Origin of the sequence: Paenibacillus sp. FSL M8-0228 (assembly GCF_038007385.1) — a bacterium.
GTDB classification, from domain to species: domain Bacteria; phylum Bacillota; class Bacilli; order Paenibacillales; family Paenibacillaceae; genus Paenibacillus; species Paenibacillus polymyxa_D.
In genome coordinates this window covers 652,053-673,073 of sequence record NZ_JBBOXA010000001.1, presented here as the reverse complement: position 1 = coordinate 673,073, position 21,021 = coordinate 652,053, and the positions used below count along the sequence as shown (strand labels likewise).

Annotated in this window: 20 protein-coding genes and 1 pseudogene; 3 read left to right on the top strand and 18 right to left on the bottom strand. The window is 44.4% G+C overall.

The window, feature by feature from the left end; genetic code table 11:
- The first annotated feature begins 81 nt into the window (after positions 1–81).
- Positions 82–765 (top strand): MOSC domain-containing protein, encoded by a 684-nt coding sequence (locus tag MKY98_RS03115; RefSeq protein ID WP_029515943.1) that lies wholly within the window; start codon positions 82–84, stop codon positions 763–765.
- A 259-nt stretch (positions 766–1,024) separates the two neighbouring features.
- Positions 1,025–1,363: a DUF4870 domain-containing protein gene (locus tag MKY98_RS03110; RefSeq protein ID WP_029515944.1), complete on the top strand. Its 339-nt coding sequence runs from the start codon at positions 1,025–1,027 to the stop codon at positions 1,361–1,363.
- A 184-nt stretch (positions 1,364–1,547) separates the two neighbouring features.
- Here the strand turns inward: MKY98_RS03110 and MKY98_RS03105 are convergent, their stop codons facing one another.
- Positions 1,548–2,501 carry a sigma-70 family RNA polymerase sigma factor gene (locus MKY98_RS03105; RefSeq protein ID WP_069010898.1) on the bottom strand — a complete coding sequence of 318 codons (954 nt, stop codon included), beginning with the start codon at positions 2,499–2,501 and terminating at the stop codon, positions 1,548–1,550.
- A gap of 18 nt (positions 2,502–2,519) precedes the next feature.
- A complete protein-coding gene (locus tag MKY98_RS03100; protein ID WP_069010897.1) occupies positions 2,520–2,963 on the bottom strand; it encodes a carboxymuconolactone decarboxylase family protein in 444 nt (147 codons plus the stop codon).
- A 151-nt stretch (positions 2,964–3,114) separates the two neighbouring features.
- Here MKY98_RS03100 and mscL point away from each other — a divergent pair.
- Positions 3,115–3,273: pseudogene (gene mscL, locus MKY98_RS03095) on the top strand (large conductance mechanosensitive channel protein MscL); the annotation flags it as partial.
- 42 nt (positions 3,274–3,315) lie between these two features.
- Here mscL and MKY98_RS03090 read toward each other — a convergent pair.
- The 16 genes from MKY98_RS03090 to MKY98_RS03020 all read right to left on the bottom strand — a co-directional run bounded on the left by MKY98_RS03090 (position 3,316) and on the right by MKY98_RS03020 (position 21,020).
- Positions 3,316–3,681, bottom strand: coding sequence for a phage holin, LLH family (locus MKY98_RS03090; RefSeq protein ID WP_341010650.1), 366 nt, complete (start codon positions 3,679–3,681; stop codon positions 3,316–3,318).
- Positions 3,682–3,701: 20 nt separating this feature from the next.
- Entirely contained in the window at positions 3,702–4,772 is a 1,071-nt protein-coding gene (locus MKY98_RS03085; RefSeq protein ID WP_341010649.1) for an N-acetylmuramoyl-L-alanine amidase, read from the bottom strand.
- Positions 4,720–5,061 (bottom strand): hypothetical protein, encoded by a 342-nt coding sequence (locus MKY98_RS03080; RefSeq protein ID WP_341010648.1) that lies wholly within the window; start codon positions 5,059–5,061, stop codon positions 4,720–4,722. Before MKY98_RS03080 ends, MKY98_RS03085 begins: the two co-directional genes overlap by 53 nt.
- Before the next feature lie 97 nt (positions 5,062–5,158).
- The gene (locus MKY98_RS03075; protein WP_341010647.1) at positions 5,159–9,289 is read right to left on the bottom strand and encodes an LPD38 domain-containing protein; all 4,131 of its coding nucleotides are present in this window, start codon (positions 9,287–9,289) and stop codon (positions 5,159–5,161) included.
- Between the two features lie 10 nt (positions 9,290–9,299).
- On the bottom strand, positions 9,300–9,572 hold the full coding sequence (locus tag MKY98_RS27020) for a transglycosylase SLT domain-containing protein (protein ID WP_370682679.1): 273 nt from the start codon (positions 9,570–9,572) through the stop codon (positions 9,300–9,302).
- Positions 9,573–9,679: 107 nt separating this feature from the next.
- Positions 9,680–11,155: a hypothetical protein gene (locus MKY98_RS03070; RefSeq protein WP_341010646.1), complete on the bottom strand. Its 1,476-nt coding sequence runs from the start codon at positions 11,153–11,155 to the stop codon at positions 9,680–9,682.
- A 55-nt stretch (positions 11,156–11,210) separates the two neighbouring features.
- Positions 11,211–11,837: a stalk domain-containing protein gene (locus MKY98_RS03065; protein WP_341010645.1), complete on the bottom strand. Its 627-nt coding sequence runs from the start codon at positions 11,835–11,837 to the stop codon at positions 11,211–11,213.
- Between the two features lie 66 nt (positions 11,838–11,903).
- A complete protein-coding gene (locus MKY98_RS03060; protein WP_341010644.1) occupies positions 11,904–12,656 on the bottom strand; it encodes a hypothetical protein in 753 nt (250 codons plus the stop codon).
- Positions 12,649–14,040 (bottom strand): hypothetical protein, encoded by a 1,392-nt coding sequence (locus MKY98_RS03055; protein WP_341010643.1) that lies wholly within the window; start codon positions 14,038–14,040, stop codon positions 12,649–12,651. Before MKY98_RS03055 ends, MKY98_RS03060 begins: the two co-directional genes overlap by 8 nt.
- A gap of 9 nt (positions 14,041–14,049) precedes the next feature.
- On the bottom strand, positions 14,050–14,802 hold the full coding sequence (locus MKY98_RS03050) for an SGNH/GDSL hydrolase family protein (RefSeq protein ID WP_069010888.1): 753 nt from the start codon (positions 14,800–14,802) through the stop codon (positions 14,050–14,052).
- Positions 14,803–14,855: 53 nt separating this feature from the next.
- Positions 14,856–16,391 carry an SGNH/GDSL hydrolase family protein gene (locus tag MKY98_RS03045; RefSeq protein WP_069010887.1) on the bottom strand — a complete coding sequence of 512 codons (1,536 nt, stop codon included), beginning with the start codon at positions 16,389–16,391 and terminating at the stop codon, positions 14,856–14,858.
- Positions 16,388–16,972, bottom strand: coding sequence for a phage adaptor protein (locus tag MKY98_RS03040; RefSeq protein WP_341010642.1), 585 nt, complete (start codon positions 16,970–16,972; stop codon positions 16,388–16,390). Before MKY98_RS03040 ends, MKY98_RS03045 begins: the two co-directional genes overlap by 4 nt.
- A gap of 46 nt (positions 16,973–17,018) precedes the next feature.
- On the bottom strand, positions 17,019–17,348 hold the full coding sequence (locus tag MKY98_RS03035) for a hypothetical protein (protein WP_341010641.1): 330 nt from the start codon (positions 17,346–17,348) through the stop codon (positions 17,019–17,021).
- Positions 17,349–17,392: 44 nt separating this feature from the next.
- On the bottom strand, positions 17,393–18,367 hold the full coding sequence (locus MKY98_RS03030; protein WP_341010640.1) for a N4-gp56 family major capsid protein: 975 nt from the start codon (positions 18,365–18,367) through the stop codon (positions 17,393–17,395).
- A 14-nt stretch (positions 18,368–18,381) separates the two neighbouring features.
- Complete coding sequence (locus MKY98_RS03025) at positions 18,382–19,176, bottom strand: hypothetical protein (RefSeq protein WP_341010639.1); 795 nt, start codon at positions 19,174–19,176, stop codon at positions 18,382–18,384.
- Between the two features lie 92 nt (positions 19,177–19,268).
- Positions 19,269–21,020 (bottom strand): portal protein, encoded by a 1,752-nt coding sequence (locus MKY98_RS03020; protein WP_341010638.1) that lies wholly within the window; start codon positions 21,018–21,020, stop codon positions 19,269–19,271.
- Between the last annotated feature and the right edge of the window lies 1 nt (position 21,021).

Sequence of the window (21,021 nt, the reverse complement as noted above, 5' to 3'; positions counted from 1 at the left end):
GGGCGAACATATGCAGGAACGCGGTATATAGAAGCATCTAGCAAAACTCGTTGACCAAAATTTGGAGTAGGGGTGATCCGAATGGCATCTATTAAAATCCTTTCACTTAATGTCGGCATGCCCAAGCAGATCCAGTTTAATCAGAAGAACGTTTCTACGGGGATATTCAAGTCGGCCACAGATGAATATTTGTATTTATCTTATCTAAACTTCGAAGGGGATGGGCAGGGCGATCTAGTTCATCACGGGGGTAAAGAGAAAGCTGTATGCGTCTATCCCTACGAGCACTATCCGTTCTGGGAAAATGAATTACGGAGACCGCTCGATTACGGCGCGTTCGGGGAAAATTTAACGATAAAGGGTTTGCTAGAATCCGACGTTTGCATTGGAGACGTCTTTAAGCTTGGCAAAGCTATCGTTCAAGTTAGCCAACCGAGACAGCCTTGCTACAAGTTGTCCATCAAGTACGGCGTACCGGACATGCCCTTGAAGGTACAGCAAACAGGCCACACGGGATTCTACTTCCGCGTTTTGGAAGAGGGAGTTGCCTCTAAAGCCGACGGACTATCCCTCCTTCATCGCCATCCGAAAGCAATTACGGTTTCATTTGCCAATCGAATTATGCATCAAGAGAAGAATCATATCGAGGGTATTAAGCAAATTCTTGAAGTTGAAGAATTGTCCTTAAACTGGAGAAATACGTTTCTAAAACGTTTGGCGGGAACCGAAACGGATTCTCGGGAAAGACTATCAGGCAATTCGTAAGGTGGAAGTGGTTCAATGAGTCTGCAAGCTCGTCTGGCTACAGTCGAACATCGAATCTGCGAAGCTTGTGGGCGATGCGACAGAAGCGCAGTCCAAAGGTTATCGCCAAATTCGAGTATATCCACTCGCTTGACCGCTTATCCTTTGTGTAGAGCCATTTTTTTTACCGAGATCGGGCATATCCTTCAATCCTGTCCTCATAGCTTGTATAGTACGGAGACTTAGCTTGAATCTTTTTATAAAGGAGGATATGCCTGACATGTCAGTCTATAAGTCTTCCACAGGATTGGATGAAAATATAGCAGCTGTCCTGTGCTATTTGTTCGCCTTTATTGGCGCGCTGGCCTTTGTCATGCTGGAAAAGAAAAGCCGATTCGTATTATTTCACGCACTGCAATCCATACTTCTTTTTGTAGCCCTCATGATCGGACATGTGCTGGTAGGATTCATCCCCCTACTCGGTCCTTTCTTCGCTTCCCTGCTAACGCTGGCAGGCCTTGCCTTGTGGATTATCTTGTTAATTCGTGCGGGACAAGGAAAGTGGCTCAAGCTTCCCTGGATAGGCGATCTGGCTCTTCATCAAGCCCGGCAGTTATGAAAACAGCAAAAAACCTTGATCCTAAGCAAGGAATCAAGGTTTTTTATGTTTGGGCAGTTCATTTTTTTACACTAGCTTCTTCTGTCCTATCAGGATTTTGAAAAATTCGATTCCAGTCGCTCCGGAGTGCAAGATATAGACGAACTAAACCATTTCGATCTATATCTTATTCATTGGAAGTCGCTTATGGGATTTTTGCAAAATCCCCGTCTATATGGATGTGTCCCAGCTTATCTGGATTAACCATTAAATAAAAATTCTGAATATGCTCCCCGTCCGGTGTCAGTATGAGACATAAGGTTTCTCTCACTTTTCCGTCTTCCAGAAATGCCAGCTGGACCTCGCCATTGATGACGGTGTGGAACACATCTCTTTCTCGTAAAACGGTTAATACCCGACGAGAAGTCAACAGGGCAAGAACACCTTTGCGTACAACCATCGGTCTCATCACCGTATGCACATTACCTCCGCCATCTGACACGAATACAGGTTGTTCAGCCAGTAGTTCCAGCATAGCAGTCACATCGTAGGCAAGAAAGGCGGTTGTAAAACGTTCTAGTAGTTTTATTCGGGAAGAGTTATTCACATTGCGACTGGACTGAGCCTCAAGGGCAGATTCTCCCGAAGATAGAATACGACGGGAGCGACTGAACAACTGACGACAGTTGCTCTCAGTCTTCCCTAGCAATTCCGCAATATCTTTGTAATCATATTGAAAAGCTTCCCTCAGCACAAAAACAGCCCGCTCTATCGGCTTTAGCTGCTCCAGCAAAACCAGAAAAGCGTAAGATATCATGTCTTTACGCTCTAACCAATCCGCAGGAAGATCTGCACTTTCACCCAACGGCTCCGGCAGCCACTGTCCTACATATGTCTCTCTTTGCTTGCGTGCAGAGTTCAACAGATTTAGACACCGATTCATCGTCATTTTGGCTACATAGGCTTTGGGATTGTGTAAATCATCCAGGGGCTTATTCTTCAGCTCGACAAAGCAGTCTTGAACTACATCCTCGGCATCTGTAACCGTTCCAAGCATGCGATAAGCAATGGCAAAAGAATATTTGCGATATCTTTGATACAGCTCCTCCAGATTTAAATCCACCGATTGTTGTTCAATTCTATGTTCTTTGCCAGACAAAGCATAGCCCCCTGTTCATTAAAGAATGCCCGGATACATCCCCGTTGCAATTGCAATCCGGTTCCAACTATTAATCACGTTAACTGCGGTTATCAAATCTACGTATTCTTCCTCTGTAAACTGTTCTCTGACCCTATTGTACAAATCCGTAGGTACCCCTTGTTCAGAAATACGGGTGACCGCTTCAGCTAATTCAAGCATAACACGTTCTTTTTCCGTGAACAAAGGAACCTCCCGCCATAAGGCTAGCTGCAAAATGTGGTCAGCATAATCCCCCAGCTTGAGCAAATCCTTCGCATGCATATCCAGACAATAGGAACATCCATTGATTTGGGATACTCTAATTTTCAGTAGTTCGTACAATACTTTGTCTGTAAAACGACCGGAAATATATTTTTCCATCTCCATCATTGCCTTGAACGTGCTAGGACTCACTGCTCTGTGATTGAATCTTAAACTCACGATACATCGCCTCCATTATTGGTTTACATATAGAAGACAAATGAACATGTGATTTTGTGACAAAGTGCAATACATCAATTTGGAATTGCCCTCAATTGACATAGCATGTATTATAGATAAATGATTTTATGCAAAGAAGGTGAGCACTCACATGAGCGGAAAAGGTATTATAAAAGAATTTAAAGAATTCGCTGTACGGGGTAACGTGATTGACCTCGCGGTCGGTGTTATCATCGGTGGAGCGTTTGGCAAGATTGTCACTTCTGTGGTAAACGATATTATCATGCCTCCGATTGGTAAACCACTGGGTGCATAGGTACAAACTTTAACATAAAAAAGAGCCCCGAAGGGCTCAAGCAGATTTCTTTGCATTTGCATTGTAATCTTGTACAGCCTTTTCGATAACGGCCCGTATCTCCTGTTCAGTTACATTGATACCCATTACCCGTAGCCTGCCAATAACATAGTCTGTGGCCTCCTGTAGCTTCTTATCACCTTCGAAGTCCTTAAATACTGATTCCGCATAAGCGACCGCCTCAACACCAACTTTGTGCAAAAACTCCCGGTCTTTAACAGATGTGTTGGATACATAGTATTCTGTAGCTTTCTTCTGTGCTTGCTTCAATGCGCTTGTAGCAATGGTAGCCAGTAAACCAATTAAGGCAGTTACGATGGTTAACACATATGGTTGAGCCGCTTCTATTAATTGTTCCTTCATTATATGTCACTCCTCTTTTTTTATAGTTTAGGGAAAATGTCTACCCGTTTTGGATTTGTCTTGTCCCAAAAGATACGTGCTCCTAGTGCTATGGTTAGCGCACGAGCTGGCACATGACCGATACCGTTGATGTTTACCGTTTCTACCGCCTGACCGTTGATAGTAACCTTGCCGCCTGTATATCCAATCTTACCGCCAAGCATTTCACCGATAGGCCGGGATGGTACAAAGGTTACATTGTTAATGCTATAGCCAACAAAATCCTGTCTACCTACGATCACCTCAATTTCTGGGTACGTTACTGGCTTATCGACTGGTTTAGGTATAACAGGCGTTGGTGTAGGCTGCTTATCTGGACCCGTTAACGGTACGCCTACGTGAGTGCACAAGCCTTTGGCGATGGCAAGAGCAACACGATTTTGAAAATCTTCGTCAAACAGCGTTGCTTCTTCCACTGAGTTGCTGATAAAGCCGACTTCAACCAGGACTGCATCCATTGTTGTGCTACGGATAACTTGGAAGTTACCATAAGCAACACCGCGGTCTCTAAGCCCTGTAGCTGCTACCATATGTTTGTGTACGGTGTTAGCAAGGTTCTTGCTGGTAGGACGCATATAATACGTTTCTGTGCCTGTTGCATCTGGATTGCTGCTGCTGTTGGCGTGGATGGATACAAAGGCATGTGCGCCAGCTTTGTTGGCAATGGATACACGCTCTTTTAGCTCCAGAAATACGTCTGTACGGCGCGTAAGGATTACCTTTAGTTCTGGGTTATCTTTTAAAAATGATTCTACCTTAATCGCCATTGTTAGGTTAAAATCTTTTTCCTTCTTACCAGCTGGACCGAGTGCGCCCGAATCCTTAGCTCCATGTCCTCCATCAATTACGATCGTCTTTTTCGCCATCTCGTTGTCCCTCCAGTTGTTGGATTTGTCGGCATCTTGGGCAAAGGTAGACGTCGCCCAGGATAATAAAAAGGGCCGTCTTGGCCCCTTCAGAAAGTTTGGCAAATCTTCGTTTGGCGTGTTCGCATCCCATTCAATCCCGGCCTCCTGCATGATTAAATCTATCTTGGACTCCATCCGCATCATTCGTATATCTTGTTCCTCTGTCAGTAGCCAAGGTAGCCACTTCCGAAGTAGTCTTTTCACTTTCTTCTGTTTCAGAATCAAAAATATTATTCCGGCTGCCGTCGACAGTGAAAGCCCATTCTTGATGATCTGTTCTGCCGCTGAAATTATGAAGTCGTACATTGCTGTCCACCGCCGGGTATAAAAACTTGTCTCGTGCTGTCGGGCCTAGTAACCATAAAACCATATTCAAAAACTCTGGAGATACCGCACACTCACGGCTATCATCATCCAGCTCAATGTAATCCATAGTGACCTCCATAAAGAAAAGGACCGCCAGATAATCTGGGGTCCTTAATAAGGTGTGTAGTTAGTAATTATTACCACAATGCACTATTATGAAACGATTATAATGGTACTCCTGCTTCTTCCATACGTTGATTTATATCAATGTAGATTTTGTTAATCTCCATCTGAATTTCTCTTTGCTGTTCCGCTCGCTGTTCATCAGATAAAGATTTATCTTTTCCTATTTCTCGTTTCTGACCTTTCAATTCTGACAATCTCTTCGTTATTGATCCGCTTGATTGTGACGTAATAAGCTTGCGAAGATCTTCACTATACCAACTTGGCAAGTCTGCTTTACCATCTTGGTGATCTGCATAAGCCTGTGTGATTTTTTCTTTGGCATCGTAAAAATCTGATGTGAGTGTATTGCTGAACTGAGGGTCAGCTATAAAGTTTTTAAGCAGTGTATTGCGTACATTGCCTGCCCCTTGTTCACTAGTTAACGGTAGCAGTAATCTAGCTGGATCGCCTCCATATGCTCTCAAAAGATAATCCACATTTTTAGGAGACAGCCCCATATTGATTTTATCTAGCTTTTTAGATATTTCTTTAGCCACACTAGATGTACGTTCATCATAACGATTTACAGGCGAATTTGCCGCTAGATCCTGGGATTCAATAGGCGCACCTGTGAAACTTTGATTGGATGCCACGGCAATTGGTGCCGCTAATGACGTAGCGTTGAGTGTACCCCATAATGATTTTTTGATACCTCCGCCTTGCGTAAACCCTTGTAGAGCTCCACTTAGAAATGGAGGTGTGTAAGCATTTACTATAGCATCCGCTGACTTACCCCAATCTACTGGGTTACCATCTTTGAATTCAGTTAGCATATCAACTAAAGCTGCTCCAATAGCATTGTACTCTGGCGGCATTGGTATTTTAGCAAATGTACCATCCTCATTTTTACGTGCAATGAAATTACGGTACTTTTCGCGAGCAGGAATAATCTGATAGTCAGGATCATCACTAAATTGTGCATATTCATAAAGCTTAGGTGCAATGACAAGACCACCTACAGCGAATGCTGTTTTGACAGGGTTATCTTTCCACTGTTTTGTAAATTTGCGGATACTTTGTACAGCAGCATTGTGGTAAGGGAACACTTTTTCGAGCCCCGGTGATTTTGCCCCTTTTCGGCTAAAGTTTACCGTTATCTCTTGAGAATCTCGCATCGCACTGCGGATAGCTTCAGGGGTTCTTACATTACCATTCTGACGCAATCCATTTTTGTAAGCCGCGATACGGTTAACGTTCTCGGATATATCAGAAACCTTGTGTAGAACTTTGAATGGAGTTGATGCAGTAGCCCTTATTCCTCGTCCAATGCCCCTAGGAGATGCAAAAGGTTCACGTAGAATGCCCGATACCGATCGGTTCAAGGCTTTATCACCCAAGAGTACGGCGGAATATTCGCCGCCAGTTCTTCTAAAATCTTGAGCTAATGCCCGAATTCTTTCTACGCCTGGCGTCCCTTTTGGCAGTGTATCCGCTATAGAAGATATAACTGCATGGAACAAATCAGGTAAATGTCTAACTGGGTTCTTGGATTGTATCAATGACTGGATAACATCTATACTGGCGCTCTTAGCAGCAAATAACGGCGCACCCGCACCAGTAGCTCCATATTTAGTGGCGTTCGTCAACTTACCCAAGAGATCCATCACAAAGTTACTTTCCTCTGGTCCCATTCCAACCAAAGCTTTGAATACTTCTGGATTCTCCACACGCATCTTTACAGGATTACCATTAATCATAACTGTAACTATATTATCTGTACGCTCACCTTTCTGAGCAGATTTACGAAACATCGGCACTAATTCAGCGTCAAGTTTCTCCATCAAGCCTTCTACTCCATCGGTCTTCAACACATTATTAATTTCCTCAAGTGATTTCGCACGCATCTCTGCATTTTCTGGAACAATCTCAATGATGCCCTTTAAGCTTTTGGGATCAGCTTCAATCCGCTGATAAACATTTTTCATAACACGATTACGTAAAGAAGCATTGTACCAGCTACCTGTTTGTTCAATTGCCGATCTAAACGGGCTAACAATCTTGCGAACCGAACCATTTGGGCTAAGATCTTTAATAGGTGCTTTCTGGCCGCTGAATCCCCGCGTTTTCATTGCAAATGGCTGAGAATATTTTTCGGCTTTAGAAAACTGTCTTCTCATACTCGCATAAAATGGTTCTGCAGCTTCCATAGCAGCTACCTGACTTTCATTCACAAGATCAGGATCAAGTCTCCGTAAATTACGATAATAATCGTCCCACTCAGCAGCTATTCCTTTGAACTCAGGATAACGCTGCTCAAGCATGGATTTACGTGCTTTTACTTTTTCTAAGGTCATTTCCAATTTGGGATCATACACATTTTCGCCACGTGCCATACGAGTCTCAGCTCTGCGCAAAATAAGATAGTCTTCAAAAGCTGGCCCCTGACCACGAGCTACTTTATTTCCTATTTCTTTAAGGCTCTGACCAATTACATTACCTTCTAGATCAACAAACTTATCTTGTACCGTTGTATTGGCTAGGTTATTTGCACGTCTTACGTCCTGAGCTGCCTCATACGCTTCTTGGTCTATATACTTGAGTGGGCGCATTAAATCTACTTGATTATTGTAGGATGTGCGTAGCATAGACTTGCCTTGGGCCTTTATACCTTCCACATCTGTGCGCAAAGGGTTATCAACAATCTGCCCTTCTGTTGTAGCTAAGTTTCTTCTTGCATTTCTCGACCCGGCGGATATACCGACTCCTTTATTTCCAAATAAATTGGTGAACCAATTTGACTTCATTGGTGGAGCTTCGCTAATAGGTATACGATTAGGTACTGATTCTGGAACAACAATTGGCTCGTTAATTAGCGCTTGTTGTCTAGCCATAGCCGCCTCTTGTCTAGCCTGTCTCACACGCATAAACTCAGGTACAGCAGGATCACTCATACTAAATGTTCGCTGGCGGTTAATAGAAGATTCACTCACCCGTTGTACGGGCTCACGGCTTGCTCCTGGGCGTGCTCCCACACGCTGCGTCGGTAATGGCGACTCACCAATAAAAGTAGAATTACGCCCAGCAGGAAGTCCCAAAGGTTCAGGCTTCCAATCTGTAGGGTTTACAATAGCATCGTCTCCACGTGTCAGACTTGAACGCTGACCAGCTTGTGCCATACGTTGATCAGTACGTCCAAGAGGTAAAGCAAGCATTTCTTCTGCTTGTGGCATCACTTGTTCTCCGCCTTTTAACCTGTTCAATCCTTCACGTAAGCCAGATCCAAACCCTCTTAAAACGACGTCGCCACCTCCACCAAGGGCAGCCCCTAATGTCGCATTGTGCAACATCTCTTTCCCCGTAGTCTGGTCTTGGTTGATCCCGATTGCAGTGCTGTTGATTGCTCCAGCCGCCGCCCCACTCAAGGCACCACGCGCATAACTATTTGCAGTTGCTGCGCTTACTCCTGGTAATCGGGAGGCTTGTTTGCTTAACGCTCCGGTAACTGCTTGACCCGTACGTGTAGCGAGTGCACCTTCTGCTGCTTCCAAAGGACCAGTGAATAGGTTCTGTCCTTTAACGCCTGGAGCAGCAGGATTAAATCCCATTGCTAATACTCCACCTACATTACCTGCATAGTCCGCTACTTTATCCGCTGTTGCATTGCCTGTAGTGACGTTGTAGTACGGTCGATCTCCAATTACCATGCCGCCGCCTGTGCTAATCATACGATTCGCAAAATTACCTGTGTCTGTATCGGACATCAACTTAGTCACACCTTCTGAAAAAGGCCGTATCATTTCCAATGAAGGATGTTTGCGCAATGTCTCATTAATTTCAGCCATACGCAATTGGTACTCAGTAGGGTTAGGGGGACCTTGGGGCGGCTGGATATCCAGGCCCGTAGCCGCCTTGTACGTATCTTTAGCTTTTTGGTTACCAGCTGCTGCACGTGCAAATGTGCTGCCCTCGATAAATCCCGGTCCGATCTTGAGAGCATCTGGCAACGCAGATAATGCGCTTGTATCTGTGAGCTTCGGCTGCGCAGCAACATTAGCTTCAAATGCTGCTGTACGCCTATTCATTCTCTGCTGGGGTTGTTGCCGTTGAAGCGTACCATTAAGAGCATCTGTTTTTACTTGTTGCGCTCGCTTCCGTTGCTGTTCAACAAACTGTTCATATCGCGATGCCATTTTCTCCACCTCAATACCATTTATTTTTATCCCAAAATGCGAGAGCCTTCTCAGGTGTTCCGTATCTAGCTTTAATGTATTTCAATCCTGCAACTGATTGTTGATAAGGATCATTCCAGTTTGTTATTCCTTGACCATACCCTTTACGAGTACCGTCTAAGAATTGAAATAACCCCTTAGCTGTGGACTTTGGATTTTTCGCATTTGAATTAAAACTAGACTCTCGCGCTACTAACTCTTCTACTGCTCGCTGCCAGTTGGCTGGATACCCACCGTCAGAAATTGCCCGAGATATTGCGCCAGAAGCAGAAGCATAATTACGTGGATTTGCTTTTGCGTCTTTTGCAGCTTTGTAATAGTTTTGATAGGCCCCGGAACCACCGGGGCTAGTCAGTTTCCCGATGTTATTCCATATTTTTTATCAAACTTTTTGATGATATCACGCGAAAGTCCAGATAATAACATCGCCTGATCATCTTGTCCGTCTGGCAAATTCATACCTACTATTTGCTGATAAATAGTTTCCTGTGTTTTTTCATCAGTAGGTATTTTTTTGGTGTTTGGATCTACGAATTGTTGTCGTACAGCATCAACTACTTGGCTGACTGTAGCGCCGCTATACTTGGATTGAGTTCCAGCATTTAGACCATCTCCATATTCTAGCCACTGTCTAGTATTCTGATCTTGATCAAGTGCAAGAGTAGCCTGACGATATGCTTGGTTATTTCTTTCTTGTAAACTCTGTAGAGCATAGTTCATGCCGAACTGACTAACATCCCGGTCAAAGACTGCTTGCCACTGCTTATCTGTAATCGCATCACGTGCCACCTGATAAGCAAAGTTTTGATCATACTGGCGAACACCTTGGTTATACTGTGCTGTTTGTAGGTTCTGGTTAAACGCTTGACCCTGTGCTGCTAGATCCTGTTGTTGAGCTTGCAGAGTGCGGATACCCGGATTAACAGCACGTGCTGCAGTAGAGTTTACATTGGCTGCATAAGCATTAGGGTTAACGCCCATAGAAAGAAGCTGCGCCCGTAATCCGTCAGCCTGTGCGCTGTACTGTGCCCGTTGCTGCGCGGTGACTCCCTTAGCCTCTGCTTGCTGCTTGAGAGATAGGATATTATCTACAATCCCCTGTGCTCCCTCAGGCATGTAATTGCCTGTTAAACCAGCTTCCGTTACACGGTTACCAAAGCCTCTTTGATCCTCTCCCTGATACATCTGTGCTGTGGTTCCAAGGTTCTGGAACTGCTGCTGCTCCTGTGCTTGCTGGTTCTGGTAGCGCTGGTAAGCCTGACTAACTAGTGAAGGAACAACATCCGTTTCTACTCGGCCCATTTCATTTGCGGCAATCTCGCCCATGCGATCGGATGTGATTGTACTGTTTAATATGCCGCGACGGTTCATTTCGGCTTGTGCCTGATTGTTGCCCGTCTGGATATTTGTTTGAGCACGCTTAAGGGCTGCCTGATACTCCGGATCGCTGTTAACGTCATACGAGAATGGCGTAGACTGTCTGGTAGCTATCTGCTTCATTAGGCCCATGAGTTCAGACCCTTGCTGTGTGTTGGTGCTGGTCGTGTTAACTGGCTTGAATGGCGCTGCTGTTGGCTGTGACTGCGTAGTAGTAGGTGCTTTGTACCCGAGGTTTGTGGTCAGGTACTTTTGCTGTGCCGATGTATCCAATCCAGCCGCTTGACGTTGTTGTATGACCTGTAAGGCACGCTGTGTCTCGTTCTGCTTGTATGCAGCGTTATTGGCTATACTAGACTGGTTCTGTGCAATCTTCTTCTTTAATACTCCCTCAGCCGTGTTATAGTCTGCTCCACCATTACCGATCTTCAATTGTTTCGTGACCGCCATATCTTCACCCCTTTGGGCATAATAAAAGGACCCCCGTTTGAGAGTCCTTAGTGATTTATTTATTCGAAGCTTCAAGTTCCGCTTCTAGTTTTGCAATTTTTTCATCATACTTGGCGATTTTTTCTTTGTACTCAGCTATTTTTTTATTATATTCCTCTATAAGTCCCTGCGTGTGAACTAAAGATCTCTTCCTACTTTCCTGAGTAATTGGGTCGTTACTAGCTGGAAGATTTGTTAATTCATCTATCCTTTTATTGTTTTTTGCTAGGCTATCCTCTGCACCTTTAAGCGAATTTTCCCAAAAAGATTTATCACTCTTTATAGACGCTATCCTTGCTTCTATATTTTGAGTATAAATTTGATTATTTTCAGATTCCTGCTGAGAAGTATTTTGGGTTTCCACCAGTGATTTAGCACTAGCTTGAGTATCTATTTGAATTGTTTTCCCGTCCACTTTTACACCAGCCCCCAATGAGTCGGATACAGCCCGCAAAGGTACGTGTGCCTTGCCATCGACTACAATAGCATTTTCAGTCAGCGAATTACCGTTAACTTTCACGCTGTACTCTCCTGCTACTGTCTGTCCGACCATAGACTTAATCTGATCTGCAAATACACTACCAGTTGTTGCAACCACTGCGCCAATTAATATACCGCTTAGTAAATAAGACCATTTCTTCACGTTTGCATCCTCCGAATAGTAGATTTATCCTGATTCTACCATCCAATGTGGGGTGAGTAAACAAAATTAAGAACTTGATCCGCTTGGAATGAAAACAGTTGCTACTGTTCTCGTCTCACTAAAAAGTTTCAAGTTTCTTGTATCTGGATCAAAAGTAGCGTTTATGATCATGTCATTTTTGATATTACCTCTGATTTCACCCAAAGTGTTCTCCAATAATTCAATGTACTCCATCTTCAATCCGCTAACTTCCGTTGCATTTTCAAAACTAACTGCACCATCCAGATAAGTCTTATCATCGGTTGACTTAATATGAACACTCGCCATATTCCCTACTTGAAGACCATTGGCATCACCAAAGATCGAACCGCGTGGGGACCCGTTATCCATAAATAGTAGCGCTCCACCATCATCAGCTTGACCAAGTGACATGGATTCTCCGCCCGAAGGACCGTATGCCTTAAATCCAGCTGGCGACATTTCCACTTTTGGAAACTGGTCACGGCTTGTTGCGATATATGAGCCGTATATTTCAACTGAATCAATTACCCCTGCCGTTATTGTTCCGAGATCGGCAGCAATAGCGGATAGCTTTTGAACGTTCATTTTAGCCGCCGTAATCGTGCCAGTAACAAGGATATCCCCATCAATCTCGTTTACGTTACGCGTATCCAGGTTATTAAGGATGTACAATAATTCCTCTGTCTGCATAACTGACGCATTATGCAACTGTTTAACCAGCGAGCGAAGCTGATCAACACCACTTTGACTTATATCCCCTAAGCTAGGGTTTACAGATGGCAATTCAACATTAGCCATTGCGCTTGCTCACCTCTCTTATAATACGATGTATCTTCACTTTGCCTGTACCGTACAACTTGAGGCGGTACCACGTTTCAGGCGTGCGGACAATAACCGGGATACGGATACTTTGGATTGCACCTGTGCCGTTACTAGTGGTATACACCTGATTCCACGTACCACCTTCTGTGCCGCCAGCATAGGCGACATTGAGCGTTGATCCTGGTTCTATGTCTGCCACGATAAACAGTCGGTTAATGGTCTTTCTTATCGTCTCGTCGCCCTCTGAAAACGGCTTGGTTTCGATACTCCAGTTAATAGCTGACCCTGCAAAGTCATTGCCGCCCATTTGCATGATCTTTCCGTCAGCCGTGCCGAAGTAAAGCGTCTGACCATCTAGGTAATAAGAAGTAGCCACAAAACTAACAGGCCACCAGCGACCGCCCTGCATATCGTATTTAAGCGTCACATTAGGCAATGTTGCTGTACCCGTGACCAATGATAGATATATAAAACGCCCATCTGTGCCAGCGCAACAGTTATGGGCGTATAACATATTAATTTGAGCGATGTAATTTTTTATTGGGTCACTAATCTTCGTTGGGGCAGCACCGCCCATATAGTCGTAAAATCCATCCGGGCCAAGCCAGTAAAGTGAATCCCTTGTCGGTACAATAGAACGGTCTGAGACGCATCCTACGCCGTAAGGCTGGGTCATGTTGAAGTTGGTAGAATCCTCGCCAAACAACTTATGCATCGTGTTCTTTTTGAACAGTATGACATGGTTAGAAAAAGCAGTCAGTCCGCTTGGTTTATCACCATCCGACGTTTCTACTGTGATCTTGCCTGTTCCAACATACTTATCTGTGCTTGTCCAGTCTGTAGCGTCTCGTAGCCCTGAGAAGGACAACAGGTTATCACCTTTACCAGCTAAAAAGAAACGGTTAGAGTGCGACGTTATGAACGATTCGCCTATTGGGGCATTATCTATTGTGGTAACAAAAGCGCCATCCCACTGGCGAAGACGAATGTCCCCATCAGTAAAAAATAGTTTACTACCGTCAAAGAACATTGAATAAGGCCATGGACGACTGTTATCTTCTCCTCCAGGTTCGAATACCGCCACCCAAGAACCTCCAGAATACCTATACAGTCCCTTGCCGTTGGTGCAATACAACTTATTGCCAAACTTGAAAATGCGGCTTATATAGCCAGTATGTTGGCTGTGTAGTGTGTGTCCATCCGTCACTTGCAGCGTAGGATACAAAAACGAATCAAGATTGATTGTTGCAACACATTGGCTATCCTTGATTTCTATGGCTTCCATAGATTGATTGATACCATCAGCTAATGTAACAACAGCTGTTTTACTTTTTTGAGGTGCTGCAATCCAAGGTTTCACGGTTTCACCTCACAATGTATTAATAAATGTCAATATTTTGTCTGCTAATTCTTTGTGTCCATTATCGTTTGGATGCAACCCATCCGGCAGTGCGTAGTTTCTGTAATCAGCGTTCCATGCGTATACATTTGATTCATGATACAAATCTAGAACTGGTACAGAATAGTGTTTTGAGACTTTTATAATGGCATCAGAAACCTGCTCAAGAGTCACCCCATTGTTAACGGCCCAAGGGTTCTCTCTTGGTAAGGGAGTAAACACAACTATGGTTTTAGTTGGGTACTTGTTGATTAATTGTCTTATTGTGTAGTCGACTGCCCCATAAAACGATTTCTTTGGGTCAGTATCACCAAAACTCCCCAGGACAAACTTCGTTCCTACCTCTGCCCAATCATTCGTTCCACCAAACACTGTAATTAGATCAGCCTTTGGATCAAGCGAATCCAATCTTTGATAAAATGCATCAGATCCGCCTGTAACAGATGGAGTACGCCAACCAGTGCCACTAACTCCATAATTGTTTACAACACAACCTATTTTATCTTGTATATAATCTTGGTAGTTTTTATGAGTTCTTGTGTTGTGTTCAGTAATAGAATCACCGATGACATTCCAAACCTTGCCATTCCACTTACTAGAAACTAGGTATTCACGTTTTGAAGATTCGATTCCATCACTTGGAGTACCAGCAAAAACGGCTCCGCATGTAATCAAAATAGCTCCTATAATAGCGCCAATGATAAGATATTTTGACTTTTTCAAATCTTTTTCCCCTCCAATGAAATATATGGAATATGCCGACAATTATTAGGTTACTATAAACTGTTTAAAAATGCCAATACCTTGTCAGCTAATCTCATATGCCCATTATCATTGGGGTGTAGACCATCAGGAAGCGCGTAATTTCTATAGACTTCGTTCCATGCATATACGTTGCTTGTGCGGTAAAGATCAAGCACAGGCACACTGTAATGATTTGCTACTTTAATGATTGCATCAGCAACTTGTTCAAGCGTAACACCGTTATTAAGCGCCCAGGCTGGTTCGCGTGGGATTGGTGTAAAGACAGCTATTGTTTTGGTAGGGTACTTATTAATAAGCTGCTTAATCGTATAATCTAGTGCACCATAAAAGCTTACAGCAGGGTCTGTATCTCCGAATGTTCCCATGTTGAATGCAATCCCTACTTCTGCCCAATCATTTGTACCAGCAAAGACGGTTATTAAGTCAGCATCTGTTGTAAATGAGCCCATTCTTTGATAAATAGCATCAGAACCACCTGACACAGAAGGTGTGCGCCATCCTGTTCCACTCAATCCATAATTGTTTACAGTACATCCGATTATGCCCTGGATGTAGTCTTGGTAGTTTTTTGTTGTTCTTGCGTTGTGCTCAGTAATGCTATCGCCTATGGCGTTCCACGTTTTCCCCGTCCATTTCGATCTGTAATTAACGCTGTTATTAATCGCTTCTCGTAGGCCTTCATCCACAATGTCGACTCTGTAATCACCATATGGAAGATAAGTAGATGGCAGTTGTCCCTTTGACACCATTGTTGTATTAAGATTGGACACTGGTATTGTCACTCTCACAAATGCCACGGTACTATTTGGTGGATTTATTGTGGCTGGCGCTAATGGGTTTTCTACTCCAGATACAAAGACTTTACTGGCATTATAGAAAGCGTAGTCGGCAATTGCCGTTGTTTTGTAAACATTCCCATAAGACACAGGGATAAAGTCACTAGCGTAATAACCACTATGCGTAATTATGGTTCCGTCAGCTGAGCTAACGATTCCAAAAACAACCTTTGATGTATCAAACAGATTTGTTGCGGCTTTTAGAAATGTGGTCTTGTCATAATTTATACTATTATCCGCTGGTACTGCGTTGATTGGCGCTGTTCCGGCTATCATTTGTTTGAGTTCATCTGTCAAATAAGTCTGGTCTATAAGACCACCGTTTTTACTTATTTGCGGCACTATAATGGTACCGTTTTTATCTAACTTTGAATTTTCCAAATCCGTTATCTGTCCCGTGATACTCAACTGTGAGCTAAGACTATTTATCGTTTTGCTGTACCCACCGACAAAGCTGGCTCCGTCCCCAAAGTACACGATATTTTCATCATTCGAAATTGCAGTTACCTTGTACTCGCCGCTAGGCATAACAATGGTAGTCCTGCCTTCCGCATTCGCTTGATTAACCACGGCTTGTAATTTGCTAGTTACATCTGTTCCACCAGGAAAGACGCCAAAAGACGGGGCAACATAAAACACATCTCCGAAGGAGCGTTTTACTAACTCTGCATTACGGTATTGTTCTGCAATCAATTTTGAACCATGGCTCATGACCACACCCCCATGACATCTTCAATAACAGGGTAATCCGGTCTTTCATCATTCGATTTTTGGAATTCCTCTATCAGACCGTTATATCTGACTGTGAAGTTATTCACCATAGCCACATCATTGAAGTTTTCTGCAATTTGCACAAGCGTTCCGTACACCAATAGCATGTGAAAATCACGGTCTAGGTCTGGTGCTGTGTTCATATCTGATACAGTCAGTTGTGATGGTTCGCGATAGTAAAAAATCATTAATCTTCCTTGGCAGTCATCTTCAGGCGTTGGATAGATGCCAAGGTCATCACCATCAGTGAAGTAATAGAACGGTTCATTCGATCCTTTCTTTACATCCTGATACATGTATTCCTGATCATTCACTAATACATCAATTACGTTTGTCGGTGAACATGGCAAGGGGTAGATAAACACATCACTTAAAATGTCATCCTGCCAGACTGTGTTGATTCGGAAAGTTGTACGAAATAGTTCATTTTGCACGGTATTAATTTTTCGGATTACACTTTCATTGGACAGGTCATGCGGGTATTTCTCTGCAATTTCATCCAGTATTTCTTGCAGTTTCACATTGTGTCACCCCTCTATAAACGAAAAAGCCCCAAGTGGGGCCTTGTTACATACCTTTTATTTCAGTTTTAGTACTGTTCTCGATGCGTTGGTTAACCTCACGCGTCTTTTCATAGCTATACATATAGATTTCCGCAATGGCTTGCGGTACATCAACTGGTTTACCACGAGGCACCGTGTTCACTACGCCATTAAAGACGATAGGAACTACCTTATCATTCGGGTTATTAGGATCATCCGGGATCATAATTTTAACTTTGGGCATTGCTTTCAACTGTTCAGCTGCGCTTTTTTCATCGGCCGCCGCTTGACGTTCCAACGCTTTCTCTTCCATTTGCATTTGTTCGGGTGTTTTCTCATTATCTTTCGTCGCCATATTGTTTCCTCCTCAAATTAAAAGGAGCCCGAAGGCTCCGCGTATTATACTGTTGCTCCAGATTCGTAACGAACGATAGCCAGTTCCTGCAAACGCACAGCTGCGAAGGCGCATTTCCAGGCGACTGTATTGAATTGGTTCAACGGATCAGCTACACCACCAGAACCAGCCTGGTGAACAATGATTTCAGGTTTCATAGATCCCTCGATGTCCGGCAGGCCATACGCCCCGCGACCAAGGAAGATAGTAGCGTAAGCATCATTGGCAGCAGGAGCACCAGCCGAACCGGAAGCGAATTTAACGCCATTGTCTACTTCCATGAAGTAAATGCCGTACATCTTGCCCAGCATACCTTCCTCGCGATTCTTGGTGTCAACATAGGTATTTTGATCCTTCCATTCTTGCATCTGCATGATGTCCAATGCGACGTCCGGATGTACAAGCGCTACATATCCAGTACCACCATTAGGCAAGCGGATAGGCTTAACCTTATTACGCTTCATCGTCCGACGTACCTTCAAGATATCTAGCGCTGTGATTTTATCTGCTGGCAACAACGTACTACGTGATGCCTTGCCATTTGCATAAAATACGTTTGTACCAGCAGCCACAATGTCACGACTTATGATGTCAATTGATTCACCAGCGTTTTCCCCCATCAATCCTGATGTTTCTTGCAGTAAAGGATCTAGGCCAGTCAGGTCAATAAACTCAGAGATTTTTGCCCATGCACCATACTCCTGTACAGTAGCAGTGATTTTTACGATATCCAAGTTCACACCGTCTGGAGTAACACCTTCAGTCAACGCCGTGGTGTTAACAGCCAAAGAATTCAGACGACGGAAACTGGTTGTCGCACCCTTACGCTTAGGAATGTTCTTATTTTTCTCAGCAAATTTAGTCCATTGAAGCTCGGGAATCAATCTCTCCAGCATTTCGTCTTGGTAAAACTCCGCTTGTTCAGCCGTTAATGCGTTAACTCCGGTTGTTGCGTTATAACCTTGTACTTGTGTTGCCATGTCTGGTCATCTCCTTAGATTACGCGTCCACGCCTGCTGTCCCTAAATGCTTTACGCTCAGCTGGGCTCATACCGAGGTATCCACCCTTTTGATCTGGCGCATCGGCACCGAGTGAGCCCGTGGAACTGTCCGCGTTTTGTTGTAGTTTTCGTATTGCCTCTTGCTCCGCTTGAGTTTTAGCGTTAGTTACGCGCGCCTCGTACGTAGCGAGTTTGTACGCCACGTCCAACGGGTAGCCATTATTAGCAGCAAGATTGATCACATCGTCCTTGTACTTAGCAAAGTCCGGGTATTGATCCGTATCCTTCTCCATGCTGGTAATCTGAGCTTCTACCTGACGTAATGCGTCGGCTTCCCTCAATTCATTCAATTGTCTTTCGTACTCGCTCACCTTTTGGTTAAGAGGCTGCAAGTGATTTCGAATAACCTCTTCATCCACGCCAAGTTTGTCAGCTTCTTGTTGGATGCGTTTGTCCATCTCAGCCTGTTCCAGCGCTGCCATGTAATCATCGTGGTTGTCGAAACCGTAATATTTTGCTGTTCGATCGAGCATTTGCTGGTACTTTTCAGCTTCTTTAGCCTTAGTTCCATATTCCTGCTCAAGTTTGGCTCTAATTTGTTCTTCACGAGCCTTCAAAGCATTAGCAAAACCTTTTTCATCGTTCTGAGCGGCGACCTCAGACCCTTCAACGCCCGTGTTTGTATCTACTTGCTCGGATTGTTGTAATTCTGTACCTGTTTCTTGTTGCATCTCGGCGGCAGATGCCTCTTCAACGCCCGTTTCTTGCACTCCCAATTGATCTTCCACACTAATTCCTCCTTGTTATGCGGCGACCATAACGATTCAACGCCCGATTTTGTATATAGAAAGGGCCTCCGCAGTCTCAGCAGAAGCCCGTATTACATGCCTATTGGCATTGGTTGTTGCATTGGTACTGCTTGTGGTGATTGCCCCATCATTTCTGGTGCTGGCTGCTGTGGTGCAACCACATTAAGCAGCGTCATGACCTGTTGTTCAGGCGTGAGTGTGTCGAACTGTGCTCTTTCCTCTGGTGACATCTGTTCTACAATCTGTTCCATCATGCCAATAATACCCTTCTTCTCGTCCATTTCCTTCATGAGACGATCTCGATAAGGTACTGTGTTCTTCGGCATGTACTTGAGGTATTGTTCATACGTGATGTGGCCAGCACCCAGCGCGTTCTCAAGCCCGGATACTACCAATGACTCACTGTATGTGGATGATGGACCAACGTCGATTTTAAGAGTAAATCCCACATCCTGATACTGTGATCCATTAAACATAGTGGCGTAATCGTCACCCTCTTCGTCTTTTAGCAAGACCTGGCGTGACAGATTGTATTTAACCTTCCAAAAATCCTCCCAAATACGACCGATGTCCTCTATAGCCCGGTAGAAACGGCGCTTAATAGACTCGATAGGGATAGCGGCCGCCTTTTGTAGCAGCATAATAGCCGTAGCGTTAAGGTCTGCGCTGGGTGCTGATCCAGTCGCTGCCTCGTCTGCTCCGGTCATTTGTCTTGTAAATGCCATAATGGACTCTACTAGGTTAGCTGCATTCGCGCTTATCGGCCCCGGATTAAGGTAACTAACTCCACCATTGCCGGGAGGAGAATTGTCCTCTATCATCTCACCTGGTGCGTTAGTCACCTTGCTCGGGTTAATAGCGCCTGACTTGTATACCAGCTTAGGCCAGCCTGTAAGCTGCACAGACAGTATCTGCATGGCTACTAATGTATTGATAGCCTTCTGGTTAGGGATAAGCCCCTCCGTGTCTCCTATGCCGCGTATGGACTTCTTACGTCTATCCCACTGCATGACAGCGATGGGGTAAAGGGATAACCCGGTCGATGTTGGTTTCTTGATGGTAATACCAGCAGCAACCTTGCAAAACATTACCTTTCCATTTCCTTTCCAATACCTCGTAAGCACCGTTACCTTGTTACTATCATTAAGCTCCACCTTCGCCATGTCATACCCTTGATCCTGAGTTTCCTTGTCCGGTTTGATCTGCTTTGCCATGGCTGTCGATATTCCGTTGGCTCTTGCATAATCCCGTACACTTTCGACTGGTTCGCGACTGGATATAATAATAAAAGGTTGCTTCTGGACATTTCTTTGTTGCTCGTTACCAAAGAAAACATTAATCGGATCAAGGATTTCACCTTCCATTTCTCCAATGTATGGGTACTTGTTGCCACCCTTAATGCTGTTGTCCCAGTAGTAATGCCATATGGCGGTGCCTGTGTTGGCTGCTGTGTCCAAAGCCTCCTCGTTCAGCTCATCCTGCTTGATACGCTCCCATGTAGCCTCGCTGTTACGACTAAACAGTTCGCCCGGGTCGTCTTCTTGCTCCGGCTGTTGATCATCAACCTCTTCAAGGCTGAATATCATCTTAATCTGCTCACTCATGACGTTAGCAACCTTGTGCGTCTCGATCATCTTAATGACGTTGAACACCGGACGCGGTAGATGCTTAGTCCTTTGTGTAGCAGCGGGCCACTGGTCAGACGCTTTGAACCGCTCATACTCAGGCCATTTATCAAGAAAGCCCATCCTACGGAAATAGGACAGGCCATCTTTATATTGCTTCTCCAGTTCTCCAGCCAGCTTATCAACTGTCTGCTGCATG

Coding starts and splice junctions, on each gene's coding strand:
- MKY98_RS03115 (WP_029515943.1), top strand. CDS start 82: ATGGCATCTATTAAAATCCTTTCACTTAATGTCGGCATGCCCAAGCAG.
- MKY98_RS03110 (WP_029515944.1), top strand. CDS start 1,025: ATGTCAGTCTATAAGTCTTCCACAGGATTGGATGAAAATATAGCAGCT.
- MKY98_RS03090 (WP_341010650.1), bottom strand. CDS start 3,681: ATGAAGGAACAATTAATAGAAGCGGCTCAACCATATGTGTTAACCATC.
- MKY98_RS03085 (WP_341010649.1), bottom strand. CDS start 4,772: ATGATGCGGATGGAGTCCAAGATAGATTTAATCATGCAGGAGGCCGGG.
- MKY98_RS03080 (WP_341010648.1), bottom strand. CDS start 5,061: ATGGATTACATTGAGCTGGATGATGATAGCCGTGAGTGTGCGGTATCT.
- MKY98_RS03075 (WP_341010647.1), bottom strand. CDS start 9,289: ATGGCATCGCGATATGAACAGTTTGTTGAACAGCAACGGAAGCGAGCG.
- MKY98_RS03070 (WP_341010646.1), bottom strand. CDS start 11,155: ATGGCGGTCACGAAACAATTGAAGATCGGTAATGGTGGAGCAGACTAT.
- MKY98_RS03060 (WP_341010644.1), bottom strand. CDS start 12,656: ATGGCTAATGTTGAATTGCCATCTGTAAACCCTAGCTTAGGGGATATA.
- MKY98_RS03045 (WP_069010887.1), bottom strand. CDS start 16,391: ATGAGCCATGGTTCAAAATTGATTGCAGAACAATACCGTAATGCAGAG.
- MKY98_RS03035 (WP_341010641.1), bottom strand. CDS start 17,348: ATGGCGACGAAAGATAATGAGAAAACACCCGAACAAATGCAAATGGAA.
- MKY98_RS03030 (WP_341010640.1), bottom strand. CDS start 18,367: ATGGCAACACAAGTACAAGGTTATAACGCAACAACCGGAGTTAACGCA.
- MKY98_RS03020 (WP_341010638.1), bottom strand. CDS start 21,020: ATGCAGCAGACAGTTGATAAGCTGGCTGGAGAACTGGAGAAGCAATAT.